The sequence below is a fragment of the Streptomyces roseolilacinus genome, from assembly GCF_014649335.1.
In the GTDB taxonomy this organism is placed as follows: Bacteria; Actinomycetota; Actinomycetes; order Streptomycetales; family Streptomycetaceae; genus Streptomyces; species Streptomyces roseolilacinus.
In genome coordinates, this window is sequence record NZ_BMSV01000003.1 from 265,138 (window position 1) to 278,710 (window position 13,573).

Annotated in this window: 10 protein-coding genes; 5 read left to right on the forward strand and 5 right to left on the reverse strand. The window is 75.2% G+C overall.

The window, feature by feature from the left end; all coding sequences use genetic code 11:
• Positions 1 to 57: 57 nt before the first annotated feature.
• Positions 58 to 1,377, reverse strand: coding sequence for an ABC transporter substrate-binding protein (locus tag IE106_RS08545; RefSeq protein ID WP_189531578.1), 1,320 nt, complete (start codon positions 1,375 to 1,377; stop codon positions 58 to 60).
• A 273-nt stretch (positions 1,378 to 1,650) separates the two neighbouring features.
• On the opposite strand from IE106_RS08545, the gene IE106_RS08550 reads away from it, so the two are divergent.
• Both IE106_RS08550 and IE106_RS08555 read left to right on the forward strand, forming a co-directional pair.
• On the forward strand, positions 1,651 to 4,056 hold the full coding sequence (locus IE106_RS08550; protein WP_189531579.1) for a glycoside hydrolase family 2 protein: 2,406 nt from the start codon (positions 1,651 to 1,653) through the stop codon (positions 4,054 to 4,056).
• Entirely contained in the window at positions 4,053 to 5,096 is a 1,044-nt protein-coding gene (locus tag IE106_RS08555; protein WP_189531581.1) for a LacI family DNA-binding transcriptional regulator, read from the forward strand. Before IE106_RS08550 ends, IE106_RS08555 begins: the two co-directional genes overlap by 4 nt.
• 59 nt (positions 5,097 to 5,155) lie before the next feature.
• Here the strand turns inward: IE106_RS08555 and IE106_RS08560 are convergent, their stop codons facing one another.
• The 3 genes from IE106_RS08560 to IE106_RS08570 form a co-directional block, all read right to left on the reverse strand.
• Positions 5,156 to 6,790, reverse strand: coding sequence for a cellulase family glycosylhydrolase (locus IE106_RS08560; protein WP_189531583.1), 1,635 nt, complete (start codon positions 6,788 to 6,790; stop codon positions 5,156 to 5,158).
• 378 nt (positions 6,791 to 7,168) lie between these two features.
• The gene (gene manA / locus IE106_RS08565; protein WP_189531584.1) at positions 7,169 to 8,410 is read right to left on the reverse strand and encodes a mannose-6-phosphate isomerase, class I; all 1,242 of its coding nucleotides are present in this window, start codon (positions 8,408 to 8,410) and stop codon (positions 7,169 to 7,171) included.
• Between the two features lie 273 nt (positions 8,411 to 8,683).
• On the reverse strand, positions 8,684 to 9,643 hold the full coding sequence (locus tag IE106_RS08570; RefSeq protein ID WP_189531585.1) for an ROK family protein: 960 nt from the start codon (positions 9,641 to 9,643) through the stop codon (positions 8,684 to 8,686).
• Between the two features lie 366 nt (positions 9,644 to 10,009).
• Between IE106_RS08570 and IE106_RS08575 the strand changes: the two genes are divergently transcribed.
• Positions 10,010 to 10,198: a hypothetical protein gene (locus tag IE106_RS08575; RefSeq protein WP_189532281.1), complete on the forward strand. Its 189-nt coding sequence runs from the start codon at positions 10,010 to 10,012 to the stop codon at positions 10,196 to 10,198.
• Positions 10,199 to 10,551: 353 nt separating this feature from the next.
• On the opposite strand, the gene IE106_RS08580 is transcribed toward IE106_RS08575, so the two are convergent.
• Positions 10,552 to 11,685 carry a calcium-binding protein gene (locus tag IE106_RS08580; protein WP_189531586.1) on the reverse strand — a complete coding sequence of 378 codons (1,134 nt, stop codon included), beginning with the start codon at positions 11,683 to 11,685 and terminating at the stop codon, positions 10,552 to 10,554.
• 175 nt (positions 11,686 to 11,860) lie between these two features.
• On the opposite strand from IE106_RS08580, the gene IE106_RS08585 reads away from it, so the two are divergent.
• Positions 11,861 to 12,556 carry a 4'-phosphopantetheinyl transferase family protein gene (locus tag IE106_RS08585; protein ID WP_189531587.1) on the forward strand — a complete coding sequence of 232 codons (696 nt, stop codon included), beginning with the start codon at positions 11,861 to 11,863 and terminating at the stop codon, positions 12,554 to 12,556.
• A gap of 10 nt (positions 12,557 to 12,566) precedes the next feature.
• Entirely contained in the window at positions 12,567 to 13,511 is a 945-nt protein-coding gene (locus IE106_RS08590; RefSeq protein WP_189531588.1) for a hypothetical protein, read from the forward strand.
• Positions 13,512 to 13,573: the final 62 nt, after the last annotated feature.

Sequence of the window (13,573 nt, forward strand, 5' to 3'; positions counted from 1 at the left end):
TCTGCGGGCGGAGGGGCCCCGGCCGGTGCCGTGCGGCCGGGGCCCGTCGCGTCGGGGTCAGGAACCGGCGGTCTTCGCGGCCTCGTCCCACCTCTTGTCGAGGTCGGCGAAGAAGCCCCGCAGGTCGCCCTTCTGCGCGCCGCGGGCGATGTCGACGAGCTGGCGGCGGTAGTCCGGCTTGGCCAGGCCGATCTCGGCGGCGTTGTCGATCGCGTTGACCTTCCCGGTCTCCGCCTCCGACCGCTCCACCAACTTGACATCGTTGTCACCGAAGTCCTCGAGCGTGTCCGGCATGGCGGCTGCCTTCACCGCGGAGATGGCGCCCTCCTTCGCGGAGTAGCCCGACTTCTCGGTGAACCAGTCGATCCAGGCGCGGGCGGCGGACTTGTGCGCGGAGTGGGCGTTGACCGCCTGCTGGTAGTCCGAGACGGCCGTCGCGCAGAACTTCCCGTCCTTCTGGACGGGGAACGGCATGAAGCCGATCTCGGCGGGGTCCGTGCCCGCCTTCCTCGCCGCGTCCCGCATCTGCGTGATCGCCCAGGACCCGAGGTGCATGGTGGCGACCTGCCCCTTGGCGATCATGCCCTTGGAGGCCTCCCAGTTGGTCGTGCCGGGGTCCTTCTCGGACAGGCCGCCCTTCACGACGTCGTGCAGCAGCGAGTCGATGACGTGCAGCTCGCTCCCCTCCTTCCAGGGGGAGACCGGGCCGGCCAGCCTGTCGTTGGCCTTCGCGTCGCAGGTGACCGAGCCGATGCTGTTGCTCCAGGCCGTCAGCGGCCAGCCGTCCTTGAAGTTCGTGTAGTACGGGACGGCGTCCGTCTTCGCCTCGATCGCCCGGAGGTCGGCGAGGAACTCCTGCGGGGTGGTCGGCCAGTCGGTGACGCCCGCCTTCCGCCAGACGGCCTTGTTGTAGAGGAAGCCGTTGGCGGTGCCGAACTGGGCGATGCCGTAGACCTTGCCGCCCACGTCGGTCTTGTCGCTGAAGCGGTACTTCGCGCCCAGCTCCTCGCTGGTGCCCAGCGGGGCGAAGAACTTCGGGTAGTCGTTCTTGGCGACGGCGCCCGGGATCATGAGGACGTCGCCGTAGTCCTCGGTGTTCATCCGGATCCTGACCTCGCCCTCGTAGTCGGTGAGCGCCTCGAAGGTCACCTTCACCTTGGGGTGGGTCTTGTTGAACTCGGCGGCGTACCGGTCCATCGTCCCGTCCTGGACGAGGTCGGTGCGGTGCGTGAGGACCTTGATCTCGCCGGAGACGTCGCCGGGGGAGGACGGCGCGGCCGCCGTCTCCCCGGAGGGGGCGCCCCCGCCCCCGCACCCCGCGGCCGTCAGCATCGCGGTGGCGAGGAGCGCCCCCGTGAGCGCCTTCTTCTTCCCCATGTGCCCAGCTCCTTCAGGATTGCGGCTCAGCTCTGCCGGTGGGATGTCGGCACTATGTCAGCCGGATGTGAACCGGTAAAGCTCCGGTTTCCAGCGTGATGCCCAATCGTTACCGTCACTGCGCTGATCGGCGGGCGTGCGCAGGTACTTGACGGCTTTTCTCGTCGACGAGAGAAGCTATACCGGTTTATGGACAGAGGGTGATCGGCGGGTTAGGTTGTGCGCCGTCGTACATCCGACCCGGCCTGTGCCAGGCGATAAGGAGCCGCACCCATGAAGGACACCACGCAGCTCACCGAGGGCTGGAGCCTGCGCCACGGCGACGCGCTGCTCGACGCCCGCGTCCCCGGCTGCGTCCACACCGACCTGCTGGCCGCCGGGGTCATCCCCGACCCGTTCGTCGGCCTCAACGAGACGGAGGTCGCCTGGGTCGGCCGGCAGGAGTGGACCTACACCGCGCGCCTCGCCCACGACAGCGCCCACGAGCGCACCGACCTCGTCTTCGACGGCCTCGACACCGCCGCGCACATCACCCTCGGCGGCGAACCGGTCGGCACCACCCGCAACATGCACCGCGGCCACCGCTTCGACGTCACCGGACGCACCGGCGAACTGGAGGTCCGCTTCGCCTCCGCCTACGACGAGGCGGCCGCCGTGCGCGCCGTGACGGGGGAGCGCCCCAACGTCTACCCGGAGCCCTCGCAGTACATCCGCAAGATGGCGTGCGGCTTCGGCTGGGACTGGGGGCCGACCCTGGTGACCGCCGGCATCTGGCGCCCCGTCCGGCTGGAGCACTGGTCGACCGCCCGCATCGCCCGCGTCCGCCCCCTCGTCACCGTGGCGGACGGCACCGGACGCGTCGAGGTCCGGCTCGACCTGGAACGCACCGCGCGGGGCGAGGGGCGGCCGCTGACCGCCTCCGCCCGCGTCGCCGGCACCACCGCGCGGGCCGAGACGACCGTGACCGGCGACGGCGCCGTCCTGCGGCTGGAGGTGCCCGACGCGCGCCTGTGGTGGCCCCGCGGCCACGGCGACCAGCCCCTGTACGACCTGGAGGTCGTCCTCACCGGCGACGACGGCCCGCTCGACACCTGGCGGCGCCGCATCGGCTTCCGCACCGTCGTACTGGACCGCTCCGCCGACGAGCACGGCACCGGCTTCACCCTCGTCGTCAACGGCGTCCGCCTCTTCGCCCGCGGCGTCAACTGGATCCCCGACGACGTCCTGCCCTCCCGCGTCACCCCCGAGCGGTACCGCACCCGCCTCACCCAGGCCGCCGAGGCCAACGTCGACCTCGTACGGGTGTGGGGCGGCGGCATCTACGAGGACGACGCCTTCTACGACACCTGCGACGAACTGGGCCTCATGGTCTGGCAGGACTTCCTCTTCGCCTGCTCCGCCTACCCCGAGGAGCAGCCGCTGCGCGGCGAGGTCGAGGCCGAGGCCCGGGACAACGTCGTCCGGCTCATGCCGCACCCCAGCCTGGTCCTGTGGAACGGCAACAACGAGAACCTGTGGGGCTTCCGTGACTGGGGATGGGAGCCCGCCCTCGCCGGCGACTCCTGGGGCGAGGGCTACTACCTGGGCCTGCTGCCCCGGATCGTCGCCGAACTGGACCCCACCCGCCCGTACACCGCCGGCAGCCCCTGGTCCGGCTCCTGGGACCACCACCCCAACGACCCGGCGCACGGCACCCACCACTCGTGGGAGGTGTGGAACCGCCAGGACTACGCCGAGTACCGGGCGAGCGTGCCGCGCTTCGTCGCCGAGTTCGGCTGGCAGGCGCCGCCCGCGCTGGCCACCCTCCGGCGCGCCCTGCCCGGCGAACGGCTCGCGCCCGACTCGCCCGGCATGCTCCACCACCAGAAGGCCGAGGACGGCAACGGCAAGCTGAACCGGGGCGTCGAGCGCCACTTCCCGCTCCCCGAGGACGACTTCGACCGCTGGCACTACCTCACCCAGATCGTCCAGGCCCGCGCCGTCGCCGCCGGCATCGAGCACTGGCGGGCCCACTGGCCCGTCTGCGCCGGCACCGTCGTCTGGCAGCTCAACGACTGCTGGCCCGTCAGCTCCTGGGCCGCCATCGACGGCGACGGCCGGCCGAAACCGCTCTACCACGAACTGCGCCGCGTCTACGCCGACCGGCTGCTCACCCTGCTGCCCGGCGCCGACGGCCCCGTCCTCGCCGTGGTCAACCAGTCCGCCGAGCCCTGGCACGCCTCGGTGACGCTGCGCCGCCAGGCGGCGGACGGCACCCCCCTGCACCGCGCCGTGCTCGACGTCGCCGTGGAACCGCGCTCCGTCGTCCGCCTCCCCGTGCCCGACGGCGCGGCGCCCGCCGCGGGTTCCGCGAAGGAGTTCCTGGTCGCCGACGCCGACGGGCTGCGCGCCCTGCACTTCCCGGTGCCCGACAAGGACTTCGCCTACCCCCGCCCCCGGTACGACGTCACGGTGGAGCCGGTGCCGGGCCGGGAGGATAGAGTCGACGTCGTGGTGAGCGCGCACACTCTCGTCCGAGACCTCCTGCTCCAGGCCGACCGGCTCGGCCCGGAGGCGACCGCCGACCGCGGCCCGCAGACCCTGCTGCCCGGCGAGCGGACCCGCATCCGGGTCTCCGGCTGCGGCGCCCGGGACGCCTCGGACGTCCGCTCCGCCCTGTTCTGCGTGGACACGGCGTGAGCGGCCCGCCGGAGCGCGTCACCATCAAGGACGTCGCCGCCAGGGCCGGGGTGTCCAAGGGCGCCGTGTCGCTCGCCTTCAACCACAAGCCGGGCGTGTCCGACGCCACCCGCGAGCGGATCTTCACCGCCGCCCGCGAGCTGGGCTGGGCGCCGAGCGCGACCGCGCGCAGCCTCTCCAACCAGCGGGTCGACACCGTCGGCCTGGCGCTGTGCAGGCCGGCCCGGCTGCTGGGCATAGAGCCGTTCTACATGGACTTCATCTCCGGCATCGAGAGCGTCCTCGCGGACCGCTCCTGCTCCCTGCTGCTGCGGCTGGTCCGCGACGTCGACGAGGAGATCGCGCTCTACCGGCACTGGTGGCGCGGCCGCATGATCGCCGGGGGCATCCTCGTCGACTTCCGGCAGGACGACCCCCGCGTCCCGTCCCTCCAGGCCCTCGGGCTGCCCGCCGTCGCCGTCGGCCACCCGTCCCTGACGGGGGCCTTCCCCGCCGTGTGGACGGACGACGCCACGGCGGTCGGCGAGGCCGTCCGCTACCTGGCGGCCCTCGGGCACCGCCGCATCGCCCGCGTCGGCGGCCCGGCGGAGCTCGGCCACAGCGCGATCCGCGCGGAGGCGTTCCGGTCGACGGTGCGCGGGCTGGGGCTGGAGGAGGGCCGGCAGATCGCGACGGGCTTCGACGAGAAGGAGGGCGCCCGGGCCACCCGGTCCCTGCTGCTCGCCGCCGACCGGCCCACGGCGATCGTGTACGACAACGACATCATGGCCGTCGCGGGCGCGGGCGTCGCCGCGGAGATGGGCCTCGTCGTACCGGACGACCTGTCGCTGCTGGCGTGGGACGACTCGCAGCTGTGCCGGATCACCCACCCCACGCTGTCCGCGATGAGCCACGACGTGCACCACTTCGGCGCGGAGGTGGCGCGCATCCTGTTCGACGTCGTCGACGGCACCCACACCGGCCCGCACCAGGTGCCGACGCCGACGCTGACCCCGCGCGGGTCCACCGCCCCGGCGCCCGCGCCCGGCCGGCCCGCCTGACGCACGCGGGAGGGCCGCGCCCCGGCCGGGGCGCGGCCCTCCGTCGTACCCGGCCGGGGTCACCCCCCGGCGCAGGGGGCGCCGTCGAGGGTGAAGGCGGTGGGCGCGCCGTTCACACCGGTGAACGAGGCGCTGATGCCGAAGCTCACGCTGCCGCCCGCCGGGATGGTGTCCGTCCACGGCTCGGGCGTGGCCCGCACCCGGGTGCCCTGCTGGACGACCTTGGCGTTCCAGGAGGAGCGCACCGTCTGGTCGCCGGGGAAGGCGAAGTCCAGCTGCCAGCCCCTCACCGCCGCCGTACCGGTGTTGCGGACGGTGACGTCGGCGTTGAAGCCGCCGCTCCACTCGTTCACGCGGTACGTGACCGCGCAGGCGCCCGCGGCCTGCCCGGGCGCGGTGGTGACGGCGAGCGGGGCGGAGCGCGCGGAGCGGTTGCCGGCGGCGTCGCGGGCGTAGACGGCGAAGGAGTACGCGGTGGACGGCGTCAGGCCGGTGACGGTCGCGCTGTTCGCGGTGGACGTCGCGACGCGGGTCTCGGCCGTGCCGTCGAGGCGCACCACGTCGTACGCGGTGACCGCCGTGTCGTCGGTGGAGGCCGCCCAGCCGAGCGTCACGCTGCCGGAGCGGACGTCCGAGGCGGTCGGGGTGCCCGGCGCGGTGGGGGCCGTGGTGTCGCCACCGCCGCCGGAGTAGACGCTCGCCTCGCGGGAGGTCGCCTTGATGCCGTTCGGGCCGTGGAAGATCCGCTCGCCCCACGGGGAGAGCCGGGAGGGGTCGAAGCCGACGGCCATGTCGAGGTACTCGACGCCGCCGCCGTTGCCGCTCCACGACCAGCCCAGGTAGCCCAGGCCGAGCTCCTCGGCCGCGGCCATGATCGCGTCCTCGTCGGGGTTCCCGTCGGAGTGGTCGTGCCCGAACTCGCCGACGACGAGGGGGAGACGGGCGGAGACAAACCGGTTCAGGTAGTCGCGCACCTCGGCCGCCGTGTCGAACACGCCGTACATGTGGATGGAGAACACCGTGTTCCGGGCCGGGTCGGCGGAGAACACCCGCTGCGCGTTGTCCCGCATGGTGAAGGACCAGTCCTGGCCCCAGTTCGGGGCGTCCACCATCAGGGTGTGGGTGAACCCGGCGGTGCGGAGCCGGCTGATCGCGGCGGACGTGTCCGAGGTCCACGCCGTGTATCCGGAATTGCCGTGCGGTTCGTTCCCGATGTTGAGGACGACGTACTTCTCCTGGCCCTTGAGGGCGCTCTGCACGCCGATCCAGTAGTCCACGGCGCGGTCCAGCGTCACGGCGCCGGCCTGCTCGCCGTACCCGGTCGTGTCGTGCGCCTCCAGGACGCACACGAGCCGGTTCTGCCTGCACCGGTCGACGACGGCCGCCACGTCGGCGGTGTCGTTCCTCGTCCAGCGGTCGCCGGTGGCGAGCACCACGCGGACCGTGTTGGCGCCGAGCGCCTTGACGTCCTTCAGCGCCTTCGGGGTCGTGGACGCGTACCAGGCGTGGGCGTGGTTCACGCCGCGCATGACGAAGTCGCCGCCGTTCGCGTCCAGCAGCCGGCCGTCCCTGACCTGGAACCCCGTCGCGGCCGCGGTCCCGGCGTCGGCCGCCCGGGCGGCCGACGGGGCGGTGAGCACCGAGGCCGCCACGGCCAGCAGCGCTCCCGCCGCGGTGGCCAGTCTCCTTCTCATTTCCTGCTCCCAACGTGGTCGCGCGCACACCGGGGGACGCGCGCGTCCCCCGGCGTACGGCCGGCGGTTTCCTTGCGGGCTGTGCTCCCGGCCGTTCCGGTCGTTCCCCGCGAAGTGTTCGGGGCGCGGGGCCCACCGGTGGCCGACGCGTATGCACGGAAAGGGCGCGTCGGGGTGCCGGGACGTGTTCCCGCCGACCGGTCCGTGATCGCGGCTCCGGGACCGGGCGGGGGAAGAGCGGGCGCCGGAGGGGAATGCCGTACGCGCTCCCGGTAAAAGGCGTGCGTACGGCGGCGGTTCACGGTCCGTCCGGCGACTGGAAAAGAGGCTAGGGCGAGAGCACGACCCAGACAACCGTTGGGGCGAAACCGGTTAAGTTTAGTTGTCGTTCATCTGGCGCAGGGGCTGCGGACGTCCGGTCGGAGCGCTTCGTCCCACCGCGGCGGTGGCCCGGAACACCGTTCCGCTTCCCGTGACCGCGACCTCCTCGCCGGCCGGGACGTAGGCCGAGGCGCCCGGCCCGAGGACCAGTTCGTCCTTCCGGCCGGCCAGCCGGACCCGGCCGTGGGTGCACACGAGGATCTGCGGACCGGCCCCGTCGAGGTGGTACGCGGCGCGGGCCGCGCCCGGCCGGAGCCGGGACAGCCGGAAGTCGTCGACCGGCGCCGGGTAGACCTCCTCCCCGTCGTCGAGGACCACCGGACGCACGACGCCGGCCGGGCCGGCGGCGAAGCGCACCACGCGCAGCAGCTCGTCCACGTCCACGTGCTTGGCCGTCAGCCCGCAGCGCAGCACGTTGTCCGAGCCGGCCATGACCTCCACGCCGAGCCCCCGCAGGTACGCGTGCGGGACGCCCGCCCCGAGGAACAGCGCCTCCCCGGGGGCGAGTCGGACCCACCGCACCATCAGGGCCGCGAGCAGCCCCGGGTCGCCGGGGTGGACGCGGGCCACGTCCTCGTACGCCGCGCACTCCCGCCACCACGGTCCGCCCGCCCGCGCCGCCCGCCCCAGCGCGCTGCCGACCTCGGCGAGCAGGGCCGGGTCGGGGGAGGTGAGGAACGCGGAGAACACCTCCCGCAGCGCCTCCTCCTCGGGCCCGGAACGCAGGGCCCTCACGTACGGGGCCAGGCCGTCCACGCCGAGGGAGTCGAGGAGTCCGGCGCACTCGCGGGCCGGGCGGAAGCCGCACAGGCCCTCGAACGGGCCGAGCGCGACGATCATCTCCGGCTTGTGGTGGGCGTCCCGGTAGGTGCGGTGCGGCGCGTCCAGGGGCACGCCGGCGGCGTTCTCGCGCGCGTGGCCGGCGGCGGCCCGCGCCGTGTCGGGGTGCACCTGGAGCGACAGGGGCGAGTCGGCCGCGAGCAGTTTGAGCAGGAACGGCAGCCGCGGCCCGAACCGGCGCACGACCGCGTCGCCCAACTCGGCGCCGGGGTCGGCGGCGACGACCTCGTCGAGCGGCACCGGGCGGCCTCCCCGCGTCACCAGGGAGGGGGCCGAGGGGTGGGCGCCCATCCACAGCTCCGCCCGGGGCGTGCCGTCGGGGACGGTCCCCATCAGTTCGGGCAGCGCGGTGGGGGAGCCCCAGTCGTAGGCGCGGATGGTGTTGTCGAGACGGTCCACGGGCGGATTCCTTTCGACCGGCCGGCCGAGGGGCGTGCCACCCGGGGCGGCGGGGCGGTGGAGCGGGGGCGGGCGGGGGCTTCGGATGCGGAGGGGGCGGTGTCGTGTGGGGAGGGGTCGGCCCGCCGGCACGCGCGTGGGGTGCGGAGGCCGACTCGCCGTGTGCGTGACCGGTGGAGGGGAGCGGCCTGTCGTGCGTGTGGCGTGCGGGGGTCGGCTCGTCGTACGCGTGGTGCGCGGGGCCGGGTGGTCGTACGCGGGGCGTGCGCGGGGTCAGCTCGCCGGTGCGTGCGGCACGGGCCGGGGTCCGGCGTGGGCCGCCGCGGCGGCCGCCCCGATGAGCCCCGCGTCGAGGGCGAGCTCCGCGGGCACGACCGGCACGTCGCGCGCGAAGCCCAGCACCGCGTACGCGCCCAGCCACCGCCGCAGGGGGGCGAACAGCGTGTCACCGGCCTGGGCCACGCCTCCGCCGACGACCACCACGTCCAGTTCGACGAGGGTGATGGTCGCCGCGATCCCGGCGGCCAGGGCCTGCGCGGCCCGGTCGTACGCGGCGCGGGCCGTGGCGTCGCCGGCGCGGGCGGCGTCCGCGACGGCGGCGGCGGTCGCCGCGGTGCCCGGGGGAGGCGTCCACCCGGCGGCCAGGGCGCGGGCGGCGATCGCCGTACCGCTCGCCAGGCCCTCCACGCACCCGCGCCCCCCGCACGGGCACGGCTCCCCGTCGAGGTCCACGGAGATGTGGCCGATGTGACCGGCGTTGCCCGAGGGGCCGGTGTGCAGCCGCCCGCCGAGGACGAGCCCGCCGCCGACGCCCGTGGACACCACCATGCACAGCGCGTTGTCCACGCCCCGCGCGGCGCCCAGCCAGTGTTCGGCGGCGGTCATGGCGACCGCGTCGCCGACCAGCGCCGGCCGTATGCCGGCGGGCATCCGCGGATGGGCCCGCACCCGCTCGACCAGGGGGAACGCGCGCCACCCGGCGATGTTGACCGGACTGACGGTCCCGGCGGCCGTGTCGACCGGGCCCGCGCAGGCGATGCCCACGCGGTCCAGGGACGCCCACGCCGGGTGCGCGGAGAGCTCGTCCAGGACGGCGGTGACGGCCCCCATCAGCGCCTCGGCCGGCTCGTGGGCGGGCGTCGGCCGCTGAGCCCGGGCCACGAGGCGGCCCTCCGGGTCGACGAGCGCCCCGGCGATCTTCGTACCGCCGATGTCCAGAGCCCCGTACACCATCGCCTCAGCCTTCCGTCGCGGGTAGCGCGGGCCGGTCGACCCGCGAGGGATCACTGTGCCCGGAAGGTGACAACGTTGTCTAGCCGAGCCGTGGAGTTAAGCCCGTGTTTAGTAAATCCTGCTCAGGTGAGGGGGAAGGGGCTTGGAGAGGAGGCTTGATCGGTTCAGTGGCGGAGGAGCGTGCCGCCACGGGGAGGGCGCCATCCGTGCGGCGGCGTACCCCGGGGCGGCCCCACCGGTGCCGGTGGCCGACCGCCGCGCGGGACGCCCCGGAGCGAGGGGTGGGGAAGCCGCCGGTCCGGGTACCCGTGTCCGCGCCCCCCCCGTGCCGGGGTGGGCGGAACAGGCGAATCCCGGAGGCGTGACATGAACGACCCCATGAGCGACGCGTGGGGCTACCCCACCCCGTCCCAGGCGGAGGGCGAACGGGAGCCGGACGTCGACGAGCACCCCGACGTGGCCCGGACGACCCCGTCCCAGGCGGAGGGCGAGCGGTCCGCCGAGGAGAGGGAGACGGAGCCGGGGCCGGAGGCCCGGGAGAAGGACGCCGGCTAGCGCCGTGACCGCGTAGGCGCACCGGTCGAAGGCCGGGGGCAGCGGCCCACGGCCACCGGTGCACCCGTGCCCCTGCCCTGTCCTGTCCGGTCCGTGCCCCTGTCCGGCCGCTGCGCCGAGGGGCGGGGGGACGGGAGCGCGTACTCGGGCAGAAGGGGGGGCGGACGGCCGCGCCTCACCGGGGCGATCACCGCGGGCACACCGTGGTGGTCGCCGCGGGCGGCCGGACCCCGTCGGCGATCACCACAGTGCGGGGCCGGCGCCAGGGTGCGGGCCGGCGGACGGGCGGGCGAGCGTCCGGGCGGGACGCCGGCGCGGCCGCGTCCGGGGCGCGTCGGGGCGCGCGGGGCGCGTCAGGTCTCGCAGGCGATCTCGGTGTCGGCGCCGGCCTCGCCGTCGCAGTCGTCCGTGCCGGCCTCGCCGTCCTGGCGGTCGTCGGCGGGGCCGCCGCGCAGCAGGTCGTCCCCCGCGCCGCCGTCGACGCGGTCGGCCGCGCCGCCCACGGGGGCCGAGGCGGCGGTGGCGCCGTCGACGTTGTCGCCGAACAACCGGTCGTCACCGCCGCGGCCCTGCACCAGGTCCTTCCCGCCCGTCGCGCCGGTGGGGTCGCCGACGGCGCTGTCCCCGACGAGGACGTACTCGGCGGCCGAGCCGCCCAGGATGCGGTCGTCGCCGGAGCCGACCGCCGTCCCGGTGGGCGCCTGGTGGTCACCCCACGCGCCGAAACCGCCGTCCTCGCCCAGGTCGATGAAGTCGTCGCCGCCCGCGCCCCGGGCGCTGCCCACCAGGGCGACACCGTCCCCGGTCGCGTCGCCGAACTCGCCCGGCCCCTCCCGCAGGACGTCGTCGCCGGCCCCCGACGCCTCGTACACGCCGAACGCGTCCCCGACGAGACCGTCATGGCCCTCCCCGCCCTCCAGCACGTCGTCGGCGCCGCCGGTGGCGTGGTCGCCGCGGCTGTCGCCGACCAGCGAGTCGTCGTCCGGTCCGCCGAAGAGCACGTCGGGGGCGGCGCCGGAGGCGGTGCCCTGCAGGGCGAAGGCGTCACCCACCATCGTGTCCAGGCCCGGTCCGCCGTCGAGCCGGTCGGCGCCGGCCGTACCGGTGGCGTCGCCGGTCCTCGCCCCGTGGTCGCCGACCAGGACGTCGTGGCCCGCGCCGCCGAACAGCCGGTCGTCGCCGTCGTCCCCGAACAGCCGGTCGTCGCCCGTACCGCCGGTGATCCGGTCACGGCCGCCCCCACCGCAGACCACGTCGTCGCCCCCGCCGCCGTCGATCACGTCCGCGCCCGGCGTACCGACGATCACGTCGTCGCCGGGCGTGCCCGTGGTGCCGGGGAGGGTGGCGGCCGCGCCGAAGCACGTCCGCGCGTCGGCCGCCCCGGCACCGGGGGCGGCGGAACCGATCAGGGCGGCCGCGGCGACGACCTGGAGGCAGACGGCGAGGACGCCCCGGCGGCCGGGTCTTCTTCCCTGCGCGCACAGCATGGTTCGCTCCCTGGAGGTGGTGGGGTCACTGCCGCGTGATCCCTTCCAGCAGCGGGGGACACCACCGCCAGGCGTCCGGCGTTTTCATCCGTTCAGATAATGATCTGACCGCACGCCGGTGTGGGAGGGTGTCCTCGCCGGGGTGTCATCGCTGTGCCATGGGGGGCGAACGTCCGTGATCGACCTGCTGCTGCCGTCCGCGGTGTCCGTCGCCGAGGCCTTCCACGACCCGCCCGACCTGCCGCTGCTCGGCGCCGAGGCCGAGGAGGTGAGCCGGGCGGTGGACAAGCGTCGCCGGGAGTTCACCACGGCCCGGTGGTGCGCGCGGCGGGCCCTCGCCGGACTGGGCTTCGGGCCCGTCCCGATACCGCGCGGCGAGCGCGGGGCGCCGGTGTGGCCGGACCGGGTCGTCGGCAGCATGACCCACTGCGCGGGCTACCGGGCGGCGGCCGTGGCGCGCGACACCGACCTGCGGTCCCTCGGGATCGACGCCGAGGACCACCTGCCGCTGCCGGACGGCGTCCTGCGCCTGGTCGCGTCGGAGGGCGAGCGGGCCCACCTCGCGGAGCTGGCCCGGACGCGGCCCGAAGTCCACTGGGACCGGCTGCTGTTCAGCGCGAAGGAGTCGGTGTACAAGGCGTGGTTCCCGCTGACCCGCCGCTGGCTGGGCCACGAGGGGGCCGAGCTGACCTTCGCGACCGACGGGACGTTCGCCGCCCGGCTCCTGGAGTACGACCCCCGGGTGCCGGCGGAGGGGTTCACCGGGCGGTGGGCCGTCGACGGGACCCTCGTGGTCACCGCCGTGACGGTACCGCCGGACCGGGCCCGCCTCCCGGATCCCGCCGGGGCGGGGGCCGGGAGGCCCGTCTAGGGTTTCCGGCATGCGACGCACGGACCTCGTCCGGGACGACGGCACCTGGACGGGCCTGTCCCTGGATGTGCGCTCCCGCCGCCGGCCCGGGTTGTGCCTGTTCAGTGCCGGGCGGCGGCTCCTCCTCACCCAGGGGGGCCGTCCCGTGCTCCTCGCCTCCGTCGACGACGACCTCGGCGGGGTCGGGTTCCGGCGCACCGACGCCTACCGCTCCGTCGTCCCCCCGCCGCGGGCCGTGGCCGGACGGGACCTGGCCGGGCGGCCGGACCGCTGGGCGCACCGCTTCGCGGAGCACCTGCTCGGCACGCCGGAGGGCCCGTTGCACGACGGGCGGTGGCTGCTGTCGCCCGAGAGCCCGCTCCTGCACGGGAACCACGGCAGCCGGCCGCTGACCGAGTACTGGGGCGAGATGATCGTCGAGGGGCATCCCGGCGGGTACGTCGACTGGTTCCTCCACTCCCACGCGTGGGAGATCCTCCCGCTGCGGCCGATGCCCGGCCACGGCGACGGAAGGGTCAAGGCGTACCGCAAGCAGGCCCGCGACGGCACCCTCCCGCCCGTCCTGCTGTGGTGGGTCAGCGGCCTGGACTGCCACGTGGTCCTGGACGGCCACGCCCGGCTCGCCGCCGCGATCGCCGAGTCGACCGCGCCCCCTCTGCTGCACCTGCACCGCACCGCGCCGGGCGACGAGGTGGCCGCCGGAACGGAGCGGGCGGTGGAGCGCTACGAGGCCGAACTGACCCGCTTCGCCGGGCTCCGCGCCCGCCACGGCGCCGCCGTCCCCGACGGCACCGCGACCGCGGGCGCCTCCCTGGCCCGCCACCTCGGGGAACTGCACACGGCGACCCGGCCCACCTGGGCCTGGCCGCTGCCCGGCGGGCCGGCCGAGTGGCGCCGCGTCGCCCGCGAGGCGACCGGCGGGGAGTGGGGCACGGACGACGGCCCACCGATGTGATCCCCCCCTGGGCCGGGCCGGCCGCCGGACGCCGTCCACGGGGGCGCCCAGCGGGCGCCGTC